Origin of the sequence: Pseudomonas soli (assembly GCF_900110655.1) — a bacterium.
Lineage (GTDB): Bacteria > Pseudomonadota > Gammaproteobacteria > Pseudomonadales > Pseudomonadaceae > Aquipseudomonas > Aquipseudomonas soli.
In genome coordinates this window covers 514,938-536,486 of sequence record NZ_FOEQ01000001.1, presented here as the reverse complement: position 1 = coordinate 536,486, position 21,549 = coordinate 514,938, and the positions used below count along the sequence as shown (strand labels likewise).

Sequence of the window (21,549 nt, the reverse complement as noted above, 5' to 3'; positions counted from 1 at the left end):
GGTTTACTCCGCTTTGGCGTCTGCGTTCGCCGTGTTGGCCTGAGCAGGGCCGGCCGGCTTCTTGACGTTGGTGGCTTCGCTGACCTTGACCTCGACCCCTGGTCGCACGAACTGCAGCCCTTCGGTGATCAGGCGGTCGCCCGGGTTCAGGCCTTCCTCGATCAGCCAGTCGCTGCCCAGGGTACGGCTGGCCTTGAGCTGGCGCAGTTCGACCTTGTTTTCCTGGTTGACCACCAGCGCGGTCGGTGCACCCTTGAGGTCACGGGTCACGCCCTGTTGCGGGGCCAGGATGGCGTTGGCGTTGACCCCGGCCTTGAGCCGCGCATGCACGAACATGCCGGGCAGCAGGGTGTGGTCGGGGTTGGGGAAGATCGCGCGCAGGGTGACGGAGCCGGTGGTTTCGTCAACCGCGACTTCGGAGAACTCCAGGCGGCCCTGTTGCTTGAACAGGCTGCCGTCTTCCAGCACCAGCTGAACCTGGGCGGCGTTGTCGCCGGCCTTCTGCAGCTGGCCGCTTTCCAGGTCACGGCGCAGCTTGAGCAGCTCGGCGGTGGACTGGGTGACGTCGACGTAGATCGGGTCGAGCTGCTGGATGGTGGCCATGGCGTTGGTCTGGCCGTTGTTCACCAGGGCGCCTTCGGTGACCGAGGAGCGGCCGACGCGGCCACTGATCGGGGCCAGTACCTTGGTGTAGCGCAGGTCGATCTGGGCGCTCTTGAGCGACGCCTCGGCCTGCAATCGTTTGGCATTGGCGTCATCGTATTCCTGCTTGGAGACGGCCTGCTCGTCGATCAGTTGCTTGTAACGCTCGGCCAGCGAGCGGGTAGCCTGCAGGTTGGCCTGGGCGTTGGCCAGGTTCGCCTCGTAGACGGCCGGGTCGATCTGGTAGAGCTGCTGCCCTTCCTTGACGTCGCTGCCTTCCTTGAACAGGCGCTTGAGAATGATGCCGTTCACCTGTGGGCGGACCTCGGCCACACGGTAGGCGCTGGTGCGCCCCGGCAGTTCCGAGGTCAGGGTGAAGGCTTGCGGTTGTACGGTCACGACGCCGACCTGAGGAGCCTGCGGCGCAGGCGCTGCTTCCTCTTTCTTACAGCCACTGAGCAGGGTTGCCAGGGCCACGGCGGAAACCAGGGCGGTTACGGCTGGCTTGAATTGCATGAGGATCCTCGGGTCGCAGGAGCAGGGGAGCTCAAGAATATAGTGGAAGTGCTTTGTCAGAAAAACGCTATCCGGTGGATAAATAGCTTGCTAAGGAATATACTTACATTCATGGTTGTTTGTAAATAGCGCCGGTGCGTCGTGAGTGACCACCGCCGATCGCCCAAATCCACCCGGGAGCGGCCCTGAAAGAGCCTGCCCCGGCCTGATTCCCGCTCGCCAGATCGAGCGCGCGGGGCCTGATGAGGTTGTACTGCCATGGTCCGTCGAACCAAAGAAGAAGCCCAGGAAACTCGCGCCCAGATCATCGAGGCGGCGGAGAAGGCCTTCTACAAGCGCGGGGTAGCGCGTACCACCCTGGCCGACATCGCTGAGCTCGCCGGCGTCACTCGCGGGGCGATCTACTGGCACTTCAGCAACAAGGCCGAGTTGGTGCAGGCGCTGCTCGACAGCCTGCACGAGACCCATGACCACCTGGCCCGCGCCAGTGAAAGCGAGGATGAACTCGACCCGCTCGGCTGCATGCGCAAGCTGTTGCTGCAAGTGTTCAACGAGTTGGTGCTCGATGCCCGAACCCGGCGTATCAACGAAATCCTGCATCACAAGTGCGAGTTCACCGACGACATGTGTGAGATTCGCCAGCAGCGTCAGGGCGCGGTGCTGGACTGCCATCAAAGCATTGCCCTGGCCTTGGGCAATGCAGTGCGTCGTGGCCAGTTGCCTGCCGAGCTCGAGATCGACCGGGCTGCGGTGGCCATGTTTGCCTATGTGGATGGCCTGATAGGCCGCTGGCTGCTGCTCCCGGAGAGCTTCGACCTGTTGGGCGATGTCGAGAAATGGGTCGACACCGGGCTGGATATGCTGCGCTTGAGCCCTGGCTTGCGCAAATGACACTTTGTTAACGATTGTGAGGAAGTGTTATCCCTTTTCGGTTAACGCAGGATTAATAGCGCGGGAGCGAGCTTGCCCGGCGATGACAACCTTCAGGCCGTGATGTCGCCTGGGCGGACGCTATCGCGGGGCCAGCCCGCTCCCACCACTTTCAGCGCCCGCGCAACTGTCTGTCCGGCAAGGCCAGCGCGACCAACAGGCCGATCAGCGAAGCCCCGGCACTGACCAGCAAGAGGTCGCGGAAGGTTTCCAGCAAGCGCGCCTGGGTGTGCGGATCCGCCTCGCCCGCCTTGAGGCTGCCCAGCAGCGGGTTGCCCAGCACTTCGAAGCCGCCCTGGTGCAACCACGCCAGCAACAGGCTGGACATGCACGCCACCCCCATTGCCCCACCCAGCGAGCGGAACAGGTTGGTGGTGCTGGTCGCCACGCCGATGTCCTGGCTGTCCACCGCGCTTTGCGTGCCCACCAGCGAGGTGGGAAATTGCAGGCCGCAGGCAATGCCTGTCAGCAGCATGAACAGCGCGCTCTGTAACCAGGCTTGCGGTGGCGTCAGCGCCATGGCTGCGATGGCCATTGGCATCAACAGCGCGCCGGTGAGGATCTGTGGCTTGAAGCGCCCGGTGCGGCTGGTCATGCGCCCACCGGTGAAGGCGCCGATGGGCAACCCCATGGCCAGTGGCAGCAGGTGCAGCGCCGCGCTGTCGGCGCCGGCGCCGGTGATGCCTTGATAGCGCAGAGGCATCAGCATGGTCAGCGAAATGGACTGGAAACTGGCGAAGAAGATCACGCACCAGCACAGCACCGCGACCCGGTTGCCGAACAGGCCCAGAGGCAGCAATGGTTCGCGGCAGCGCCGCTCGTGGGCTACGAACGCCGCCAGCCCCAGCAGCGCGCAGGCCAGCAACGCCAGGACTTCGGACGACTGCCAGGCATGTCCCTGGCCGACCAGGGTGATGCCCAGCAGCAGGCTGCCCAGGCCGAGGATCATCAGCACCGCGCCGAGGTAGTCGACCTGGGCCTGGCGATGCTTGACCGGCAACCCGTCCAGCGCCCGGTGGATCACCCACAGCGCGGTCAGCCCCAGCGGCAGGTTGATCCAGAACACCCAGCGCCAGGACAGGTACTCGGTCAGCCAGCCGCCCAGCACCGGCCCGGCGACGCTGGCCAGTGCGTACATGCTGCTGAAGTAGCCCTGGTAGCGACCGCGTTCACGAGGTGGCACGAAGTCGCCGATGATTGCCTGGCTAACCGACACCATGCCGCCGGCGCCGATACCCTGAAGCACCCGGGCCAGCACTAGTTGCGGCATGTCCTGAGCCAGGCCGCAGGCCACCGAGGCCAGGGTGAACAGGGCGGTGCCGGTGAGAATCATGCGCCGCCGCCCATACAAGTCACCGAGCTTGCCGTAGATCGGCACGGCGATGGTCATGGCGACCATGTAGCCGGAGATGACCCAGGCGAGCAGGCCGACATCGTTGAACTGCGCGGAAATCGCCGGCAGTGACACGGCGACGATGGTCTGGTCGAGGGCACCGAGGAATATCGCCAGCATCAGGGCGGTGAGGACGCTGCGCAGAACAGTAGGGGGCAGGGCGGCGGTCACGGTGGATACCTTGTGGTCAGAGCTGGCGCGATCGCGAGGCATCGTGGGAGCGGGCCTGCCCCGCGATGGGCTCATTCATGGTAGGGCATTGTACGCTGAGTTACATAGCTACCTATGTACTCCGTGCATCCCCTATGCAAGATCGGCATTGGCGCATTCATCCAGTGCTGCATGGCCGCGTGATATCGTGGCTTGGCCGCAGAGGCTGAAATCCGGGGCCTGCACCAGCTTGGTGCAAATATTTTCCAGAGGATTTCGCGTTGCTGTATGTCCACACCTTCTATTCCTCTGCCTGCATGTCGAGCATGACCGCCCTGATGGCGACGGTTGGAACAGTCAGGTAGACCCGATACAGGGGTCGGTTGTCAGCCGTTCACAATTTCTCATTACAAGCGGAGTGATCATGCCCAAGGCTTCCCACCACGATCTGCGTTTTGCCTTCCGCGAACTGCTTGCTTCAGGTTCGTGCTATCACACCGCGTCGGTCTTCGACCCGATGTCAGCCCGTATTGCCGCCGACCTTGGTTTTGAGGTCGGCATTCTCGGCGGTTCGGTCGCCTCGCTGCAGGTCCTGGCGGCGCCGGATTTCGCCCTGATCACCCTGAGCGAGTTCGTCGAGCAGGCTACCCGCATCGGCCGTGTCGCCCAGTTGCCGGTGCTTGCCGACGCCGACCACGGCTACGGCAATGCGCTCAACGTGATGCGCACGGTGATCGAACTGGAACGCGCCGGCGTTGCCGCGCTGACCATCGAAGATACCTTGCTGCCGGCCCAGTTCGGTCGCAAGTCCACCGACCTGATCTCGGTGGAGGAGGGCGTGGGCAAGATCCGCGCGGCGCTGGAGGCGCGGGTCGATTCGGCGCTGGCGATCATTGCCCGCACCAATGCCGGCGTGTTGACCACCGAGGAAATCATCGTGCGCACCCAGAGCTACCAGAAGGCCGGCGCCGATGGCATCTGCATGGTGGGGGTCAAGGACTTCGAGCAACTCGAGCAGATCGCCGAGCACCTGAGCGTGCCGTTGATGCTGGTGACCTACGCCAACCCCAACCTGCGCGACGACGAGCGCCTGGCGCGCCTGGGCGTGCGTATCGTGGTCGACGGCCATGCCGCCTACTTCGCCGCGATCAAGGCCACCTACGATTGCCTGCGCCAGCAGCGTGGCCTGCAGCACAAGTCGGACAGCCTCGGCGCCACCGAGCTTTCGCACACCTACACCCAGCCCGAGGACTATATCCGCTGGGCGAAAGAGTACATGAGCGTCGAGGAGTGATCCGACCTACCTGACGGCGCTCAGCGTGGCGCTGTGGGGAACGCAATGCTCATGTACGCAACTGTTGGCCGTGTTGGGCTGGCTGCGCAGCAGCTCCACCCGCCAGCAGGCCGAGCCGTACAGCCCGGCCACCGCGACCAGGGCGAAGACGAGGGCGCAACGCCTGGATTTGATACTCATGGTGCGGACCTCCTGTTGATGCAACAGGTGATACCTACAAGCATAGGCCCAATGCGCGTAACTGCACCGTCTTGACTCAACTCAATCCTTTGTCCCACTCCGGTTCGTCGGCAAACCGCTGCGCGAGAAAGTCGAGCATGCTGCGCAACGTCGCCGGCATGTGCTTGCGCGAGGTGTACACCGCATTCAGGGTCAGTTCCCGTGGCTTGGCTTGCGGCAGCAATCGCACCAGCTCGCCACTGCGCAGCGCGGCGGCCGCCTGGTAGGTGGGCAGCATGGCGATGCCGGCATTGGCCAGGGCGGCTTTCTGCAGGGTCATGGCCTCGTTGGCGCTGATGTTGCCCTGCACCGGCACGGCGACGTTCTGCCCGTCCACCTCGAAGTGCCACAGGCTGTGACCGAAGTAGGCGTGGGTCAGGCAGTTGTGCTGGCTCAACGCCTCGACCCGGTCCGGCGTACCGTACTCGCGCAGGTAGGCGGGGCTGGCGCAGATCACCGAGCGGCACACGCTCAGGCGCCGGGCAATGAGGTTGGGGTCGACATCGTTGCTGGTGCGGATCGCCAGGTCGATGCGCTCGTCCACCAGGTTGACGGTGCGGTCGAGCATCTGCAGCTCAACCTTCACCCCGGGGTAGCGTTTGACGTAGGCCGCCAGCGCATCCACCAGCTGGGCCTGGCCGAACGAGGTGCTGACGCTGATGCGCAGCTCGCCACGGGGCGCGTCGTCCGGTTGGCGCACGGCGCTTTGCAGGTCGCCGGCCAGCTCCAGCATCTGCCGACAGCGTGGCAGGGTCTCGAGGCCTGCGGCCGTCAGGCTGAGCTTGCGGGTGGTGCGTTGCATCAGGCGTGCCCCGACCCAGTCCTCCAGCTCCGCCAGGTAGCGGGAAACCACGGGCCTGGAGAGTTGCAGATGGTCCGCGGCGGCCGACTGGCTGCCCAGGTCGACGACGGTGACGAATACGCGCATGGCGTTGAGCCGATCCATGATCTGTCCGATTTCAGAAACAAACTATGTCGAAGCATCGCATTTTTTGTATTGGTTCGGGCAACTAAGCTTGCACCCATCGTCCCACTCACAGGATCTTGCAATGTCTCTCTTCACGCCCCTTCGCGGCCTGCTGCTGGCCTGCCTTACCCTCGGCGGCCAGGCCATGGCTGCCGAACCGCTCAAGCTGGAAGCCTACAACCCCGGTCACGCGGCGATCTTCCCGGTCAGCTCGGTGATCGTCAGCGGTGCCCACGACGCCATCCTGGTCGACGCCCAGTTCGGCAAGGCCCAGGCCGAACAGCTGGTCGAGCGCCTGCGTGCCAGCGGCAAGCAGCTGACCACCATCTACGTCAGCCATGGCGATCCGGACTACTACTTCGGCCTGGACACCATCACCCAGGCGTTCCCCAAGGCCCGCGTGGTCGCCTCGGCCGCCACGGTCGAGCACATCCGCAAGACCATGGACGCCAAGCTGGCCTACTGGGGCCCGCAAATGGGCGCGGACAAGCCGGCACGTCTGGTGGTGCCCCAGGTACTGCAGGGTGATCGCCTGGAACTGGAAGGCCAGGCACTGCAGGTCGTCGGCCTGGACGGTCCGCAGCCGGACCGCAGCTTCGTGTGGATTCCCTCGATCAAGGCAGTGGTCGGTGGCGTGGTGGTTTCCGAAGGTATCCATGTGTGGATGGCCGACACCCAGACCGCGCAATCCCATGCCGACTGGCTGAAGACCCTGGCGAAGATCGAACAGCTCGCACCGCGCACGGTGATCCCGGGGCACTACCTGGGCGACGGCAGCCGTTCGCTGGACGCGGTGCGCTTCACCGCCGGCTACATTCGTGACTTCGATACCGAGGCCGCCAAGGCTGCCAATGCCGCCGCGCTGATCGCGGCGATGAAGCAGCGCTACCCGAACCTGGGTGACGAGAGCTCCCTTGAATTGGGTGCCAAGGTCGCCAAGGGCGAGATGAAGTGGTAACCCTTTTCAACCTGTTGGAGTGTTTCCCATGAGCAAGATCGCAATCATCGGCGCCACCGGGCGCGCCGGCAGCCAGTTGCTGGAAGAGGCCCTGCGTCGGGGTCACAGTGTGGTGGCCATCGCCCGCGATCCTAGTGCGCTGCAAGGCCGTGACGGCGTGACGGTCAAGGCGCTGGATGCCAAGGGCAGTGCCGCCCTGCAGGCGGCCGTGACGGGCTGTGACGCGGTGCTGAGCGCGGCGCATTTCTCGACCATCGAGCCTGAAGCGATCATCGAGCCGGTCAAGCGTGCCGGGGTCAAGCGCCTGCTGGTGGTGGGCGGGGCCGGTAGCCTGCTGCTGCCGTCCGGGCAGCGGGTGATCGACAGCCCGGATTTCCCGCAAGCCTACAAGGCCGAGGCCAATGCCGGTGTGCGCTTCCTCGATACGCTGCGCCAGGAGCCGGCCCTGGACTGGACATTCCTGTCGCCGTCGGCGGAGTTCGTCGAAGGTCAGCGCAGCGGGCACTACATCCTGGGCAAGGATCACCTGCTGATCGGTGCCGATGGCAAAAGCTGGATCACCTTTGCCGACTATGCCATCGCCATGCTCGACGAGCTGGAAAAGCCGGCGCATTCACGGGCACGGTTCACGGTCGGCTACTGAGTCGTCTGCACCGCGGGGCAGGTCGGGTCGCGATTGATGTCATGTGCGGGCACGCGCCTGCAGCCACTCCATCAACTCGACCAACCCCGTGGGCATGCTCTTCGACGGGCTGACCAGGTAATAACCCTTCCCGGTCGTCACCTTCAGCTCGAACGGCATGCACAAACGCCCGGCGCGCAGGTCGTCGGCAATCAGCGAATAGTCTCCGATGGCGATCCCCGTCCCCTGGGAGGCCATGGCCATCGCCATGTCCAACGTCTCGAAGTGCTGCTTCGGTCCCTGGGGCTCGACGCCGGCATTGGCCGCCTGCAACCACAACCGCCAGTCGTGCTCGTCCCGAGAGGGGTGCAGCAGCATCTGCCGCGCCAGGTCCTGCAGCTGCAAGGGGGCGCCAGATAGCGATGGTGCGCAGACCGGTGTCAGTTGTTCATCGAACAGCTTGCGTACCTGCAGTCCATGGTTCGGCACCGCACCATACACGACGGCCGCATCGAAGCCCTCGCGGCGAAAATCCACGCCATGTTGCACCGTGGTGGTCAATTCCACCGGCACGTCCGGGCGCAGTGCCTGCCACTCCAGCAAGCGTGGCAGCAGCCAACGCATCACACAGGTCGGTGCCTTGAGCTGCAACGTCGTGCTGCGGCCACCGACCTCACGCACGCCTTGCTCGATCATTGCGAAAACCTGCTGCACCCGAGGCAGCCAGTCCTGTCCTTCGCGGGTCAGGGCCAGGCCACGGGCCTGGCGCTGGAACAACGCATAGCCCAGGTGTTCCTCGAGCCCGGCGATTTGTCGGCTGACCGCGCCCTGGGTGATATGCAGCTGTTGCGCGGCACGGGTGAAGTTGCAGTGCTGCGCGGTCACCAGGAAGGTGTGCAGGGCGGGGAGGGGCGGCAGGCGTTTCATAGTGGCAAGCCATGATATGAGGTCATGGCTAGTATGTGTTTTTTTGCATTGTGGCGGTAGTCGGCGCTTGGTTCCATGAGCACCAGTCTCAACAAGAATCGGGTACTCGATGATGGCAACCTGTGGTGAAGTGCTGGTCAAACTCCTCGAAGGCTATGGTGTCGATCATGTCTTCGGCATTCCCGGCGTGCATACCGTGGAACTCTACCGCGGCCTGGCTGCCTCCTCGATCCGCCACATCACCCCGCGCCACGAGCAGGGCGCCGGGTTCATGGCCGATGGCTACTCGCGTACCCGGGGCAAGCCTGGGGTGTGCTTCATCATCACCGGCCCGGGCATGACCAACATCACCACCGCCATGGGCCAGGCCTACGCCGACTCGATCCCGATGCTGGTGATTTCCAGCGTGCAGTCGCGTAGCCAGCTGGGTGGCGGGCGCGGCAAGTTGCACGAACTGCCCAACCAGGCCGGGCTGGTGGCGGGCGTGGCGGCGTTTTCGCACACTTTGATGAGTGCCGATGACCTGCCCGAAGTATTGGCCCGTGCCTTTGCGGTGTTCGACGGGGGCCGCCCGCGCCCGGTGCATATCGAGATCCCGCTGGATGTGCTGGTGGAACCGGCCGATCACCTGCTCCCGGGCCGCCCGGTGCGCACCGCGCGGGCGGGCGCGGCACCGCAGACCGTGCAGCAGATGGCCATGCGTCTGGCCAGGGCGCGCCGACCGTTGATCCTGGCCGGCGGTGGTGCCCTGGAAGCCGGCGCCGGGCTGGCCAGGCTGGCCGAGCACCTGCAGGCGCCGATGGCGCTGACCATCAATGCCAAGGGGCTGCTGCCGGCCAACCATCCGCTGCAGATCGGCTCGACCCAGACTTTGCCGGCCACCCGTGCGTTGGTTGCCGAGGCCGATGTGGTGCTGGCCATCGGTACCGAGCTGGCCGAGACCGACTACGACGTGACGTTCAAGGGCGGTTTCGAAATCCCTGGCAGCCTGCTGCGGATCGATATCGATCCGGACCAGACAGTGCGCAACTACCTGCCCGAGCTGGCCCTGGTGGCCGATGCCGCACAGGCGACCGAGGCCTTGCTGGTGGCCCTGCACATGCAGGCGCAACCCCCGCGTGATGATCACTGGGGCGCTGCTCGGGCCGCCCGGCTGCGCCAGGACAATGCCGCCACCTGGGACCAGCCGACCTTGAGCCAGACCCGTTTGCTGAACAGCATCCTGGAAACCCTGCCGGACGCTGTGCTGGTGGGCGATTCGACCCAGCCGGTCTACACCGGCAACCTGACCCTGGACATGACCCGTCCGCGGCGCTGGTTCAATGCCTCGACCGGCTATGGCACGCTGGGCTATGCGTTGCCAGCGGCCATGGGCGCCTGGCTCGGCAGTGCCGAAGCGCGCGCCGCACGTGCGCCCACGGTATGCCTGATCGGTGATGGCGGGTTGCAGTTCACCCTGCCCGAGCTGGCCAGTGCCGTCGAGGCGCAGGTGCCGCTGATCGTGCTGCTGTGGAACAACCAGGGCTACGAGGAAATCAAGAAGTACATGGTCAACCGGGCGATCGAGCCGGTCGGTGTGGACATCCACACCCCGGACTTCATCGGCGTGGCACGGGCGCTGGGGGCCGATGCCGAGTCGGTGGCTGACGTGGCGCAGTTGCAGGCGGCGCTGGGCCGAGCGGTGGAGCGCGCGGGGCCGACGTTGATCCAGGTGGATCAGGGGCAATGGCAGTTGGCGGTGCAAGGCTGACTGCGCCACGAGGACTGTGCCCTCGATTCGCCGGGTGCGGCGGGTCGTTCAACTGGCGCTGGCGCGCAACCTTGCCACGTCACGGATCGGCGGCGCGCCGTACAGCCGGCTGTATTCGCGGCTGAACTGGGATGGACTCTCGTAGCCCACCCGGTAGCCGGCCACGGCAGCCTCCAACCCCTCGTTGAACATCAGGCGTCGGGCCTCCTGCAGGCGCAGTTGTTTCTGGTATTGCAAGGGGCTCATCGACGTCACCGACTTGAAGCGGTGATGCAAGGTGGAGACGCTGAGGTTCACTTCCCGGGCGAGGTCTTCGATACGCAATGGCTGGTGGTAATGGTTGTTGAGCCAGGTAATCGCCTGGCAGACCCGATGGGTCTGGCTGTTGGCCAGGGCGATTTCGTACAGCCGGTAACCCTGGGGGCCGCGCAACAGGCGGTAGAAGATTTCCCGGCGGATCATCGGCGCGAGGATGGCAATGTCGCGTGGCGAGTCCAGCAGTTTGATCAGGCGGATCAACGCATCCAGAAGCTGCGGATCGCTTTTCTCCACGTACAGGCCGAGGCCTGATGGCCGGTTGGGCACCACCATCGGGCTGCTTTCGGCGATCAGCTGGCTCAGTTGCGCCGGGTCGATATCCAGGCGCAAGCCCAATGCGGGATGCTCGGGGCTGGCCTTGAGCAGGGCGCCGCTGATCGGCAAGGTGACCGACACCACCATGTAGTGCAGCGGATCATAGGCGTAATGTTCGTCGCCGAGGATCAGGGTCTTGCTGCCTTGGGCAAGAATGCACAACGCCGGCTGGGCCAGCGCGGGCATGCCGCGGATTTCCTCTTGATAGCATGTGAGGTAAAGGTCTTCGATGGCCGACGCGGGGCCATGGGGCTGGCCGGCGTGGCGCTGGATCAGCGCGGCCAGTTCCTGGCGCTGCAGCTCAAGGGTCGAGTCGGGTGGCGGGAGCGTGGTCATGACGTGGTTCCTCTACTGACCGGGCCAGCATAGGTATGGGCAATGTCGGGCGCTAGTCGAATGCTGTCGTTCGATTGCCTGATCCTGTCGCGCGGCAGGATCAGGCAATCGCTCGGCAGTAATGGCCTAACGTCGCGCGAGGGTGGGGCCCTAATCTTGGCAGCCTGTTTTCCCGTCCGTAGCGCTTCAAGGAGATCGTTCATGACCCAGCCTCAACCGGTCACTCACCTGGCTTTCATCCGCGCCAGCAACGGTCGTTCGGCGGAACTCGGCATGCGCCTGCGCGACCTGCTGGAGCCGTCGCTGCGGGCGCCCGGCTGCCTGAGCTTCAGTGTGCAGCGTTCGCAGGTCGATGCCGATCTGTGGCTGCTCAGCGGCAGCTGGAGCGACCAGCAGGCGATGAGCGGCTATTTCGCCTCGCCCACCCTGGAGGTGTTTGGCGAGCTGGTCCAGGCGCAGGTGGTCAGCAGCCTGGACCTGCATACCTTCGCCTGATGTGTAGAATGCCGCCCCTATATCATTCAGGCGGAGTGCAGCATGGCACGTAGAGAATTCCCCCACTTCGAAGCGGTCTCGGCGATGGTCCCGGTGCAAGGCGGCGGCTACCACGCGGCGATCGCCGTGAAGGCCCTGGGCATGGGCGGTGCGCCGCGCTTTCACAAAGTGCTCGACGGGCAGGTGTTCCAGTCGGCGATCGCGGCCGACGCGGCCGCTTGTGCTGAACTCGAACGCCTGCAGGGCGTGGGCGAGGAAGGCGAACTGGTCTTCTGATCAGACCTGTGGACGGGCCATCTTGAACAGCTCGCCCAGCGCAAAGTAGTCGGCCGGGCCACCGCCACGCAGAATCGGCTCGGCGGCGGCGGTGTCGTAGATGCCGTCCTTGAGCAGGTGCTCGGCAATGTGCACCGCCACTACCTCTCCCAGGATCAGCCAGCTGGGCACAAGTTCCTGGTCGGCGCGTTTGAGCTGGACGATCTGGCTGACCTTGCATTCGAAGCTCACCGGGCTCTCGCCCACGCGCGGCACCTTGACCACGTTGGACATGGCCGGGGTCAGGCCACTGAGCGCGAACTCGTCGATATCTGCCGCCACCGCGGCACAGCTCTGGTTCATCTGCTCGGCCAGCGGCCGGGTAGCCAGGTTCCAGACGAACTCGCCGGTCTGCTCGATGTTGTTCAGGCTGTCTTTGCGCCCGACGCTGCAGAAACCGATGATCGGCGGGATGTAGTTGAAGGCGTTGAAGAAGCTGTAGGGCGCCAGGTTCAGGCGGCCTTCGCGATCGTGGCTGGAGATCCAGCCGATGGGCCGTGGGCCGACGATGGCGTTGAACGGGTCGTGGGGTAGGCCGTGGCCTTTGGCGGGTTCGTAGTAGTACATCTGCGCAAGGCCGTGAGGCCCTTCCTGGTGGGGGACGAGGCGCCTAGTGTGCCAAGGCTTTGCCTGGCTGAAAATGATCAAGCCCGGCCGAAGCCGGGCTGGTTGCTCGCATCAGTGATCAGCTGATGCGGTTGCCGTTGGTGCGGTCGAATCCGTCTTCGGCAAAGCGTTGGCCGTTGGTGCGGTCGAAACCGTCTTCGGCGAAGCGCTGGCCGTTGGTGCGGTCGAAGCCGTCTTCGGCAAAGCGCTGGCCGTTGGTGCGGTCGAAGCCGTCTTCGGCAAAGCGCTGGCCGTTGGTGCGGTCGAAGCCGTCTTCGGCGAAGCGCTGACCACCCGTGCGATCAGAACCATCTTCTGCGTAGCTGGCCGACTGGCTCTGGGCGGCGGCGAAAGTGTGGGCGCTGGTACGGTCGAAACCGTCTTCGGCGAAAGCGCCAGTGGTCAGAACCGAGAGGGTCAGGGCGAGGATCAGTTTGTTTTTCATGGTCGTTGCTCCGGTGGATCAGTGGGTTATTTGCTTCTATGGGTTCAATACTACGCCGATTAAATTGATTAAAAAGCGCAAAAAACAACGTAAAATAATCAATTAAATCGATTGTTGTGGGCGCGCTTGTCCCGCATCAAAAGCAGTACCTGGCCTTGTCAGGCCATGCGAGTGGTGCGGCTTTTTCAGTTGGCCAAGCATGAATGGTGGGAATTAATGCCGAATTAACAGCTCACGAGTGTTTGCCGTACGCGACCAACGCTTTTTTCATGCAACACCAACCGTTTTTTCAGACAGCGCTCTTCACCATCGCCGCACTTAAACCTGGAGCGGCACAACGATGAACAAACTCCCGCAAATCACCCTGGCCTTCTGGGTCATGAAGATCTGCGCAACCACACTCGGCGAGACGGCGGGCGACCTGCTGTCGATGACCCTGAACATCGGTTATGCGATGAGCTCGCTGCTGCTGATCAGCGTGTTCCTGCTGACCCTGGTCACCCAGCTCTACTCGCGCCGCTACAACCCGATGCTCTATTGGCTGGTGATCCTTTCCACCAGCACTGCCGGCACCACCATGTCCGACTTCATGGACCGCACCCTGGGGCTGGGCTATGCGACAGGTTCGGCGCTGCTGATCGGCATCCTGCTGCTGACCTTCGCGGTGTGGCGCCTGAGCGGCAACCCATTGGATGTCACCCGTATCAAGAACCGCAGCGGCGAGCTGTTCTACTGGGTGGCGATCCTGTTCTCCAACACCCTCGGCACTGCGCTGGGCGATTACCTGGCCGACGATTCGGGCCTGGGCTTCGCCGGCGGTGCGCTGTTGATCGGCTCGGCAATCGCCGTGGTGGCGGCTGCCCGTTACTGGACGAAAATCTCCGGCGTGGTGCTGTTCTGGATCGCCTTCGTGCTCACTCGCCCATTCGGTGCGACCCTGGGCGATGTGCTGACCAAGACCCACGAGAAAGGCGGGCTGGACTTCGGTACCGTGGGTTCGTCGATGGTACTGGGCGGGGTGCTGCTGGTGCTGGTGCTGGCGGCCACGTACTACCAGCGTCGTGAGCCGCAACGAGCGATGGAGATGCCCTGAGTGACACCTATTCGGCTCATTCAGTGAACCGAATAAACCCGCTATTCAGGACGAGACACACCCAACAAAAAGGGGCGCTCCACCAGCCGGAGCGCCCCTTGTTCATTGCAGTGCAGCTGATCAGTCAGTGGTGATCCGCGAATGCTGCTTGGTGTCCTTCATGGTCGCGTACACCAGCAGCGAGCAGGCGATGCAGCCGGTGACGTACCAGTAGAAGCCGGTTTCCATGCCGTTGCTCTTGAACCACAGGGCCACGTATTCGGCGGTGCCGCCGAAGATCGACACGGTCAGCGCGTACGGCAGGCCGACGCCCAGGGCGCGGATTTCGGTGGGGAACAGCTCGGCCTTGACCACGGCGTTGATCGAGGTGTAGCCGCTGACGATGATCAGCGCGGCCATGATCAGGAAGAACGCGCCCCACCAAGTCTGCACGGTGTGCAGGGTGCTGAGGATCGGCACGGTGAACAGGGTGCCGAGCACGCCGAACGCGATCAGGATCGGGCGACGGCCGATCTTGTCGGACAGCCCGCCGATGATCGGCTGCAGGCACATGAAAAGGAACAGCGTGGCCGCCGAGATGGTGGTCGAGTCGCTGATGCTCATGCCCACGGTGTTGACCAGGTACTTCTGCATGTAGGTGGTGTAGGTGTAGAAGGCCAGGGTGCCGCCCATGGTCAGGCCGACCACGGTCATCAGCTCTTTGGGGTGGCGCATCAGGGTGCGCATCAGGCTCTCTTTGGACTTCTCTTTCTTGGTGAAGGAGGCGGTCTCTTCCATGCCGCGGCGCAGGTACAGGGCAACCACCGCGCACAGCGCGCCGATCACGAAGGGTACACGCCAGCCCCAGGCATACAACTGCTCGGTGGTGAGCGTCTGCTGCAGGATGATCAGCACCGCCAAGGCGATGAGCTGGCCGGAGATCAGGGTCACATACTGGAAGCTGGAGAAGAAGCCGCGGCGTTCCTTGCTGGCCATCTCACTCAGGTAGGTGGCCGAGGTGCCGTATTCACCCCCTACCGAGAGGCCCTGCATCAGGCGGGCGATGACCAGCAGGACCGGTGCTGCGACGCCGATGGTCTCGTAACCCGGCGTCAGCGCGATGACCAGCGAGCCTGCGCACATCAGCAGTACCGAAGCCATCAGCGCCGCCTTGCGGCCCTTGCGGTCGGCGTACAGGCCCATCAGCCAGCCACCGATCGGGCGCATGAGGAAGCCCACGGCAAAGATTGCGGCGGTATTGAGCAGTTGGGCGGTGGTGTCGCCGGCGGGGAAGAAAGCCTTGGCGAAGTACAGCGAGAATGCGGCGTAGACGTACCAGTCGTACCATTCGACCATATTGCCGATGGAACCACTGAAGATCGATTTGAGGCGGCTGGCGGTGGACTTTTCCGCGGCGGGCGCAACGGCCGCCCCGGTGGGCAGAGTGCTGGCGTTATCCATCAGGGATACCTTCTCGTTGTTTTTGTGGAGCGCGCTCGGGGCGCAGCTTGAGAAGGGTTTTGCAGGAGGTGTGCCAAATGGGTGCTTGGTGGTCCATTTGAGGGCGTGTTGTGCCCTGTCGCGGGCAAGCCAGCTCCCAGCGTATCTGGCTTGCATGGTGCTTTGTGGGATCTGGCTTGCCAGCGATGGGCTGCCAGGCAGCCCCCGGCGATTCGGCATGCGGTGAGCGAACTTCCGCTCATTGGCCTGAATCGATAAGCGGAAATCCGCCTACTCGTTGCCGAGAAAGTCCTCACGTACCAGGCCATGCCGCTGCATCTTCTCGTTCAGCGTACGCCGTGGCAGTTGCAGCGCCTCCATCACCCCCTTGATCTCGCCCTTGTGCTGGCGCAGCGCCGCACGCAGGCATTGGGCTTCGAACGCCTCCATCTGTTCGCCCAGCGACTGTCCGCCTGGCAGGCTCTCAAGGTTCGGCGAGTCCAGCCCCAAGGCATGACGTTCGGCGGCATTGGCCAGCTCACGCACATTGCCCGGCCAGTCGTGGGCCAGCAACTGCGCCAATCGTCCCCCGCTGACCGCGGGGCAATGGCGGCCCAGGCGTTCGGCGGCAGTGCGAGCGAAGTGTTCGAACAGCAGCGGGATATCTTCACGGCGCTCGCGCAGCGGTGCCAGGCGCAGCTCGGCAACGTTGAGGCGGTACGCCAGGTCCTCGCGAAAGCGCCCTGCACGGGCCTCTTCGAGCAGGTCCGGTTTGGTCGCGGCGATGATGCGCAGGTCGACGGCGATGCTCTGGTTGGCCCCCAGGCGCTCGAGCTTCTGCTCCTGGATCACCCGCAGCAGCTTGGCTTGCTGGGCCAGGGGCATGCTCTCGATCTCGTCGAGAAACACCGTACCGCCATTGGCGTACTCCAGCTTGCCGATGCGCTTGCCCTGGGCGCCAGTGAACGCGCCGCTCTCATGGCCGAACAGCTCGGCCTCGAACAGTGTTTCTGGAATGGCCGCGCAGTTGAGCGCGACGAAGGGTTTGTCGGCGCGCGGGCCGAAGTCGTGCAGGCAGCGGGCCACGCGCTCCTTGCCACTGCCGGTTTCACCCCGGATGAGCACGTTGACCGGCAGGCTGGCCAGCTCGAGTACCTGGCGACGCAGCTGCTGCAGCCCCTGGGACATGCCCAGCAAGGTGTTCTCCAGCTGTGCCTTGAGGTCGGCCTGCTCATGCAGGCGGCGGTTTTCCAGGACCAGCTGGCGTTTTTCCAGGGCCCGGCGCAGGCTGCCCATCAGGTGCTGCGGGGTGAAGGGTTTTTCCAGGAAATCGTAGGCACCGTTGCGCATCGCCTCCACCGCCATGGGGACATCGCCATGGCCGGTGAGCAGGATCACCGGCAGGTCCGGGTCGGCCTGCTGTAACCGGTCGAGCAACTGCAGGCCGGACATGCCGGGCATGCGCACGTCACTGATGACCACGCCGGTAAAGTGCGCCGGAAGTTGCGCCAGGCACTCCTCGGCACGCTCGAACAGTTGCACGTTGAAACCCGACAGACTCAGCCATTGTTCCACCGCCGCGCGGATGCTGGCTTCGTCATCGACGACGATCACTGAATTCAACATACCGTCTCCAGGTCGCGGGGCAGGGTGAGGCTGAAGCGCGCGCCCCCCGCCAGGTTCTCGACCTGCAGGTGGCCGCCGGCATCGACGACGATACCGTAGGAGATGGCCAGGCCAAGGCCCAGCCCCTCGCCGACCGGCTTGGTGGTGAAGAATGGGTCGAAGACGCGGCAAAGGTCGGTGGCGAGAATGCCACCACCTGAGTCGAGCACGCTCAAGCGCCACTGTCCATCGTCCGCCTCGATACGGATCTCCAGACGTTTGTATCGCTTGTCGGCCATGGCGTCGAGGGCGTTGCGCAAAAGGTTGATCAGCACTTGCTCCAGGCGGATCGCGTCGCCACGGACCCAGGCTGGACGCGCCAGGTACAGCGCCACTTCGACGCCTTCAGCGCGGATGCGGGTGTCCAGCAGGTGCAAGGCCTGGTCTACCACAGTGGCCAGGTCCAGGCGTTCGCGCAGGCCTCCGGGGCTGTTGCGGGCGAAGGTCTTCAGGTGGCCGGTGAGCGCGGCCATGCGGGTCAGCATCTGCTCGAGCGGCTCCAGGGCCTGGCGGGCTTCGTCATGGCGGCCATGGTCGAGCAGCAGGCGCAGGGTTTCCAGTTGCATGCGTTGTGTGGTCAGGGGCTGGTTGATCTCATGAGCCAGCGCGGCCGACATCTGCCCCAGCGCCGCCAGCTTGGCCGATTGCACCAGGCCTTCCTGGGCAGTGCGCAGCTCACGGGTACGTTCTTCGACCTGGCGTTTGAGCTCTTCGCGGCTGCGTTGGCGCAAGCGGGCCAGACGCAACCTCTGGCTGACGAACAGCGCGGCAAACACCAGGCTCAGCCAGACCGCGGCGGCAGCTAGGGCCGCGTTGCGCCCATCCTCGGCAACCTGCGGTTTGCGCAGCAGGTGCAGGGTCCAGCCTTCGGCCTCCAGGGGCAGACGCTCCCACAGGTATTCGGCGGTGCCATCCGGGCCTTGCACGCGAGTCAGGTGGCTGGTGTCGGTGAAGCGGGTCAACGCCTGGTGCTGCAGGGGCACCAGCGGCTGCTTGTCGTACTGGCGGGTCTCGGCCAGCTCGGCGCGGTCTGCGCCGGATAGCGGTTGCAGCTCGCGGTAACGCCAGCCGTCCTGGTTGGCGATGAACGTGATGCCGCGGGCATCGCTGACCAGCAGGATGTCGCTGCCCTGGCGCCATTCACGTTCGAGCTCGGGGAACTCCAGCTTGACCACCATGGCGCCGAGGAAGCGGCCTTGTTCATCGTCCACCGCACTCGCCAGGAAGTAGCCCGGCACGCCGCTGGTCACGCCGACGGCGTAGAAACGCCCACTGCCCTGGCTGCGAGTTTGTTTGAAGTAGGGGCGAAAGCCGTAGTTGGAACCTACATAGGTGGTCGGCAGGCGCCAGTTGCTGGCGGCGATGGCCAGGCCTGTGCGGTCCAGCAGCTCCAGGGTGGAGGAGTTGGCGGCGCCATTGATGCGTTCGAGCTTGCGGTTCAGGGCGTCCTGCACCTGTTTGGTAACCGGGCCGCGGAGGGCGGCGATCAGCTCCGGGTCCAGCGCCAGTACCGCAGGCAATGCACGGTAACGCTCGATCAGGGTATGCAGGGCGTTGGCGTACAGGCCCAGTTGCTGGCTCGCTCTACGGGCGTCGGTTTCCATTGCCTGGCGCTTGGCCTGGTGCATGGCCCAGCCTGCACTGAGGCTGGTGCCGACCAGGATCAGCAGGATGATCAAACCCAGGCGCAGGGTGCGGAAGGATGAGGGCATGGAGCGGATCCGGGATTGCGGTTGTCTGTGTCGGCCTCATCGCTGGGCAAGCCCGCCCCCGCATTGTCACCTGCAGGATCGGTTCGCCCCGCGACGGGGCCTGTTCTGGCTTACAGCAGTTCGAAGCTCTGCTGCTGCACCGCCTCTGAATCCAGGCCAACCTGCACATTGAACTGGCCAGGCTCTGCGACACGCTGCAGCTGGCCATTGTAGAACTTCAGGTCTTCCTCGTTGATGTCGAAGGTCAAGGTTCGCGACTCGCCGGCTTTGAGCATCAGCTTCTGGAAGTTCTTCAGCTCCTTGACCGGGCGGCTCATCGACGCGCTCTGGTCCTGGATATACAGCTGCACCACAGTCTCGCCGTCACGCTTGCCGGTGTTCTTCACGACGACCTTGGCCTTGAGGGTCGCGCCACGTTTCAGCTCGGTTTGCGACAAGGTCAGGTCCGACAACTCGTAGCTGGTGTAGCTCAGGCCATAGCCGAATGGATACAGCGGACCGTTGGGCTCCTCGAAGTATTGCGAGGTGTAATTGCCGGGTTTGCCTGGGGTGAACGGCCGGCCGATGCGCATGTGGTTGTAGTACATCGGGATCTGCCCAACCGAACGCGGGAAGGTGATGGCCAGGCGTCCGGAGGGGTTGTAGTCGCCGAACAGCACATCGGCGATGGCGTTGCCGCCCTCTGTGCCGCTGAACCAGGTCTCGAGGATGGCGTCAGCCTGCTCGCGCTCCCAGGCGATCGACAGCGGGCGGCCATTCATCAACACCAGCACCAGGGGTTTGCCGGTGGCTTTCAGCGCTTTGATCAAATCCCGTTGGACCGCCGGGATTTCCAGGGTGGTGCGGCTCGAGGACTCGTGGGACATGCCACGGGACTCGCCGACCACAGCCACGACCACGTCCGACTGCCTGGCGGCCTTGACCGCTTCGTCGATCAGCACCGCGGCCGGGCGCGGGTCGTCGACGATTTCCGGGGCGTCGAAGTTGAGGAAGTTCAGGTAGTCGAACATCGCCTTGTCGCCAGTGACGTTCGAGCCCTTGGCGTACACCAGCTTGGCCTTGCCTTCCACGGCGCGGCGCAGGCCTTCGCGCACGGTGACCGAGTGCTGCGGTTTGCCGTCGGCGGCCCAGCTGCCCATCATGTCGATCGGCGCATCGGCCAGTGGGCCGACCACGGCGATGGTGCCGGCCTTTTTCAGCGGCAGGGTCTGCTCGCGGTTTTCCAGCAGCACCAGGCCACGGCGTGCGACATCGCGTGCGGCTTCCCGGTGCAGGCGGTCCTCGGCGTAGTAGTCCTTCAGGTCGGTTTCAGGCTTGGGAATGCGCACGTAGGGGTCCTTGAACAGCCCCATGTCGTACTTGGCGCCCAGCACTTCACGCACCGCCTGGTCCAGTTCGGCCTGGCTGACCTCGCCTGACTTCAATAACCCGGGCAGTTCTTCGCCGTAGAGGGTGTCGTTCATGCTCATGTCGATGCCGGCCTTGATCGCCAGCTTGGCGGCTTCACGGCCGTCACGGGCCACGCCATGGCGGATCAGTTCCTGGATGGCGCCGTGGTCGCTGATGGTCACGCCCTTGAAGCCCCACTCCTTGCGCAGCAGGTCATTCATCAGCCAGGTGTTGGAGGTGGCCGGCACACCGTTGATCGAGTTCAGCGCCACCATCACCCCGCCGGCACCGGCATCGAGCGCGGCGCGGTAGGGCGGCAGGTAGTCGTTGTACATCTTCGGCAAGCTCATATCGACCGTGTTGTAGTCGCGGCCCCCTTCCACGGCACCGTACAGGGCAAAGTGCTTGACGATGGCCATGATGCTGTCGGCGTTGGCGGGGCTCGAACCCTGGAACGATTTGACCATCACCTGGCCGATCTTCGAGGTCAGGTAGGTGTCCTCGCCAAAGCCTTCGCTGGTGCGCCCCCACCGCGGGTCACGGGCAATGTCGACCATCGGTGCGAAGGTCATGTCCAGCGAGTCGGCGGCTGCCTCGATGGCCGAGGTGCGGCCGACCTTGGCGATGGCGTCCATGTCCCAGGACGAGGCCAGGCCCAGGCCGATCGGGAAAATGGTGCGCTCGCCATGGATAGTGTCGTAGGCGAAGAACATCGGGATCTTCAGGCGGCTGCGCATGGCCGCGTCCTGCATCGGACGGTTCTCGGGGGCAGTGCGCGAGTTGAAGGTGCCGCCGATGCGTCCGGCGGCAATTTCCTCGCGGATCTTCGCGTGGGGCATTTCCGGGCCGATGCTGATCAGGCGCAGCTGGCCGATCTTCTCGGCCTCGGTCATCTGGCTGACCAGATGGTCGACGAACGCCTGCTTGTCCTGCAGGGGCGGGGCGGTAGGGGCGGCAAGGGCCGCCTGACTGGCAAGGCCCATGGCCAGGCCCAGCAAAGACAGTTTCATCATCAATTCCGTTGTCGAGTGATAGCGGTGGGCCGAGACGTTTCGTACGCCTGTTGTTGTCGT

The 21,549-nt window shown here is 64.3% G+C and carries 20 protein-coding genes; 8 read left to right on the top strand and 12 right to left on the bottom strand.

Annotated features, from left to right (window positions below; translation table 11 throughout):
* Positions 1 to 3: 3 nt before the first annotated feature.
* Complete coding sequence (gene ttgA / locus BMY03_RS02495; RefSeq protein WP_038705527.1) at positions 4 to 1,158, bottom strand: toluene efflux RND transporter periplasmic adaptor subunit TtgA; 1,155 nt, start codon at positions 1,156 to 1,158, stop codon at positions 4 to 6.
* Positions 1,159 to 1,416: 258 nt separating this feature from the next.
* Between ttgA and ttgR the strand changes: the two genes are divergently transcribed.
* On the top strand, positions 1,417 to 2,049 hold the full coding sequence (ttgR, locus tag BMY03_RS02490) for an efflux transport transcriptional regulator TtgR (RefSeq protein WP_023630222.1): 633 nt from the start codon (positions 1,417 to 1,419) through the stop codon (positions 2,047 to 2,049).
* Positions 2,050 to 2,200: 151 nt separating this feature from the next.
* Here the strand turns inward: ttgR and BMY03_RS02485 are convergent, their stop codons facing one another.
* On the bottom strand, positions 2,201 to 3,652 hold the full coding sequence (locus BMY03_RS02485; RefSeq protein ID WP_094010360.1) for an MDR family MFS transporter: 1,452 nt from the start codon (positions 3,650 to 3,652) through the stop codon (positions 2,201 to 2,203).
* Between the two features lie 403 nt (positions 3,653 to 4,055).
* On the opposite strand from BMY03_RS02485, the gene BMY03_RS02480 reads away from it, so the two are divergent.
* A complete protein-coding gene (locus BMY03_RS02480; protein ID WP_023630223.1) occupies positions 4,056 to 4,925 on the top strand; it encodes an isocitrate lyase/PEP mutase family protein in 870 nt (289 codons plus the stop codon).
* Between the two features lie 6 nt (positions 4,926 to 4,931).
* Here BMY03_RS02480 and BMY03_RS26285 read toward each other — a convergent pair whose 3' ends face one another.
* The gene (locus BMY03_RS26285) at positions 4,932 to 5,105 is read right to left on the bottom strand and encodes a hypothetical protein (protein WP_023630224.1); all 174 of its coding nucleotides are present in this window, start codon (positions 5,103 to 5,105) and stop codon (positions 4,932 to 4,934) included.
* A 76-nt stretch (positions 5,106 to 5,181) separates the two neighbouring features.
* Positions 5,182 to 6,090 (bottom strand): LysR family transcriptional regulator, encoded by a 909-nt coding sequence (locus BMY03_RS02475; RefSeq protein ID WP_094010163.1) that lies wholly within the window; start codon positions 6,088 to 6,090, stop codon positions 5,182 to 5,184.
* Positions 6,091 to 6,193: 103 nt separating this feature from the next.
* Between BMY03_RS02475 and BMY03_RS02470 the strand changes: the two genes are divergently transcribed.
* Both BMY03_RS02470 and BMY03_RS02465 read left to right on the top strand, forming a co-directional pair.
* Positions 6,194 to 7,069: an MBL fold metallo-hydrolase gene (locus BMY03_RS02470; protein ID WP_023630226.1), complete on the top strand. Its 876-nt coding sequence runs from the start codon at positions 6,194 to 6,196 to the stop codon at positions 7,067 to 7,069.
* A 28-nt stretch (positions 7,070 to 7,097) separates the two neighbouring features.
* The gene (locus BMY03_RS02465) at positions 7,098 to 7,712 is read left to right on the top strand and encodes an NAD(P)-dependent oxidoreductase (RefSeq protein ID WP_038705528.1); all 615 of its coding nucleotides are present in this window, start codon (positions 7,098 to 7,100) and stop codon (positions 7,710 to 7,712) included.
* A 39-nt stretch (positions 7,713 to 7,751) separates the two neighbouring features.
* On the opposite strand, the gene BMY03_RS02460 is transcribed toward BMY03_RS02465, so the two are convergent.
* Positions 7,752 to 8,618, bottom strand: coding sequence for a LysR substrate-binding domain-containing protein (locus tag BMY03_RS02460; RefSeq protein WP_023631055.1), 867 nt, complete (start codon positions 8,616 to 8,618; stop codon positions 7,752 to 7,754).
* Positions 8,619 to 8,730: 112 nt separating this feature from the next.
* Between BMY03_RS02460 and BMY03_RS02455 the strand changes: the two genes are divergently transcribed.
* Positions 8,731 to 10,368 (top strand): 5-guanidino-2-oxopentanoate decarboxylase, encoded by a 1,638-nt coding sequence (locus BMY03_RS02455; protein WP_094010359.1) that lies wholly within the window; start codon positions 8,731 to 8,733, stop codon positions 10,366 to 10,368.
* 48 nt (positions 10,369 to 10,416) lie between these two features.
* On the opposite strand, the gene BMY03_RS02450 is transcribed toward BMY03_RS02455, so the two are convergent.
* The gene (locus BMY03_RS02450; protein WP_023630182.1) at positions 10,417 to 11,337 is read right to left on the bottom strand and encodes an AraC family transcriptional regulator; all 921 of its coding nucleotides are present in this window, start codon (positions 11,335 to 11,337) and stop codon (positions 10,417 to 10,419) included.
* A 201-nt stretch (positions 11,338 to 11,538) separates the two neighbouring features.
* On the opposite strand from BMY03_RS02450, the gene BMY03_RS02445 reads away from it, so the two are divergent.
* Together BMY03_RS02445 and BMY03_RS02440 are read left to right on the top strand one after the other, a co-directional pair.
* Positions 11,539 to 11,832 carry a putative quinol monooxygenase gene (locus BMY03_RS02445; RefSeq protein ID WP_023630181.1) on the top strand — a complete coding sequence of 98 codons (294 nt, stop codon included), beginning with the start codon at positions 11,539 to 11,541 and terminating at the stop codon, positions 11,830 to 11,832.
* A 42-nt stretch (positions 11,833 to 11,874) separates the two neighbouring features.
* Complete coding sequence (locus tag BMY03_RS02440) at positions 11,875 to 12,108, top strand: hypothetical protein (protein ID WP_094010162.1); 234 nt, start codon at positions 11,875 to 11,877, stop codon at positions 12,106 to 12,108.
* Here the strand turns inward: BMY03_RS02440 and BMY03_RS02435 are convergent, their stop codons facing one another.
* Positions 12,109 to 12,714, bottom strand: coding sequence for a flavin reductase family protein (locus BMY03_RS02435; protein ID WP_023630179.1), 606 nt, complete (start codon positions 12,712 to 12,714; stop codon positions 12,109 to 12,111).
* A gap of 118 nt (positions 12,715 to 12,832) precedes the next feature.
* Positions 12,833 to 13,198: a heme utilization protein gene (locus BMY03_RS02430; protein ID WP_094010161.1), complete on the bottom strand. Its 366-nt coding sequence runs from the start codon at positions 13,196 to 13,198 to the stop codon at positions 12,833 to 12,835.
* Positions 13,199 to 13,538: 340 nt separating this feature from the next.
* Between BMY03_RS02430 and BMY03_RS02425 the strand changes: the two genes are divergently transcribed.
* On the top strand, positions 13,539 to 14,291 hold the full coding sequence (locus BMY03_RS02425; protein WP_023630178.1) for a COG4705 family protein: 753 nt from the start codon (positions 13,539 to 13,541) through the stop codon (positions 14,289 to 14,291).
* 120 nt (positions 14,292 to 14,411) lie between these two features.
* Here the strand turns inward: BMY03_RS02425 and BMY03_RS02420 are convergent, their stop codons facing one another.
* The 4 genes from BMY03_RS02420 to bglX form a co-directional block, all read right to left on the bottom strand.
* Positions 14,412 to 15,731, bottom strand: coding sequence for an MFS transporter (locus tag BMY03_RS02420; RefSeq protein ID WP_023630177.1), 1,320 nt, complete (start codon positions 15,729 to 15,731; stop codon positions 14,412 to 14,414).
* Positions 15,732 to 16,001: 270 nt separating this feature from the next.
* A complete protein-coding gene (locus BMY03_RS02415) occupies positions 16,002 to 17,336 on the bottom strand; it encodes a sigma-54-dependent transcriptional regulator (protein WP_094010160.1) in 1,335 nt (444 codons plus the stop codon).
* Complete coding sequence (locus BMY03_RS02410; protein ID WP_038705529.1) at positions 17,330 to 19,087, bottom strand: ATP-binding protein; 1,758 nt, start codon at positions 19,085 to 19,087, stop codon at positions 17,330 to 17,332. Before BMY03_RS02410 ends, BMY03_RS02415 begins: the two co-directional genes overlap by 7 nt.
* A 110-nt stretch (positions 19,088 to 19,197) precedes the next feature.
* A complete protein-coding gene (gene bglX / locus BMY03_RS02405) occupies positions 19,198 to 21,489 on the bottom strand; it encodes a beta-glucosidase BglX (RefSeq protein ID WP_023632610.1) in 2,292 nt (763 codons plus the stop codon).
* Positions 21,490 to 21,549: the final 60 nt, after the last annotated feature.

Coding starts and splice junctions, on each gene's coding strand:
- BMY03_RS02435 (WP_023630179.1), bottom strand. CDS start 12,714: ATGTACTACTACGAACCCGCCAAAGGCCACGGCCTACCCCACGACCCG.
- BMY03_RS02410 (WP_038705529.1), bottom strand. CDS start 19,087: ATGCCCTCATCCTTCCGCACCCTGCGCCTGGGTTTGATCATCCTGCTG.
- BMY03_RS02420 (WP_023630177.1), bottom strand. CDS start 15,731: ATGGATAACGCCAGCACTCTGCCCACCGGGGCGGCCGTTGCGCCCGCC.
- BMY03_RS02465 (WP_038705528.1), top strand. CDS start 7,098: ATGAGCAAGATCGCAATCATCGGCGCCACCGGGCGCGCCGGCAGCCAG.
- BMY03_RS02415 (WP_094010160.1), bottom strand. CDS start 17,336: ATGTTGAATTCAGTGATCGTCGTCGATGACGAAGCCAGCATCCGCGCG.
- bglX (WP_023632610.1), bottom strand. CDS start 21,489: ATGATGAAACTGTCTTTGCTGGGCCTGGCCATGGGCCTTGCCAGTCAG.
- ttgA (WP_038705527.1), bottom strand. CDS start 1,158: ATGCAATTCAAGCCAGCCGTAACCGCCCTGGTTTCCGCCGTGGCCCTG.
- BMY03_RS02445 (WP_023630181.1), top strand. CDS start 11,539: ATGACCCAGCCTCAACCGGTCACTCACCTGGCTTTCATCCGCGCCAGC.
- BMY03_RS02455 (WP_094010359.1), top strand. CDS start 8,731: ATGGCAACCTGTGGTGAAGTGCTGGTCAAACTCCTCGAAGGCTATGGT.
- BMY03_RS02450 (WP_023630182.1), bottom strand. CDS start 11,337: ATGACCACGCTCCCGCCACCCGACTCGACCCTTGAGCTGCAGCGCCAG.
- BMY03_RS02440 (WP_094010162.1), top strand. CDS start 11,875: ATGGCACGTAGAGAATTCCCCCACTTCGAAGCGGTCTCGGCGATGGTC.
- BMY03_RS02425 (WP_023630178.1), top strand. CDS start 13,539: ATGAACAAACTCCCGCAAATCACCCTGGCCTTCTGGGTCATGAAGATC.
- BMY03_RS02430 (WP_094010161.1), bottom strand. CDS start 13,198: ATGAAAAACAAACTGATCCTCGCCCTGACCCTCTCGGTTCTGACCACT.
- ttgR (WP_023630222.1), top strand. CDS start 1,417: ATGGTCCGTCGAACCAAAGAAGAAGCCCAGGAAACTCGCGCCCAGATC.
- BMY03_RS02475 (WP_094010163.1), bottom strand. CDS start 6,090: ATGGATCGGCTCAACGCCATGCGCGTATTCGTCACCGTCGTCGACCTG.
- BMY03_RS02480 (WP_023630223.1), top strand. CDS start 4,056: ATGCCCAAGGCTTCCCACCACGATCTGCGTTTTGCCTTCCGCGAACTG.
- BMY03_RS02460 (WP_023631055.1), bottom strand. CDS start 8,618: ATGAAACGCCTGCCGCCCCTCCCCGCCCTGCACACCTTCCTGGTGACC.
- BMY03_RS02470 (WP_023630226.1), top strand. CDS start 6,194: ATGTCTCTCTTCACGCCCCTTCGCGGCCTGCTGCTGGCCTGCCTTACC.
- BMY03_RS26285 (WP_023630224.1), bottom strand. CDS start 5,105: ATGAGTATCAAATCCAGGCGTTGCGCCCTCGTCTTCGCCCTGGTCGCG.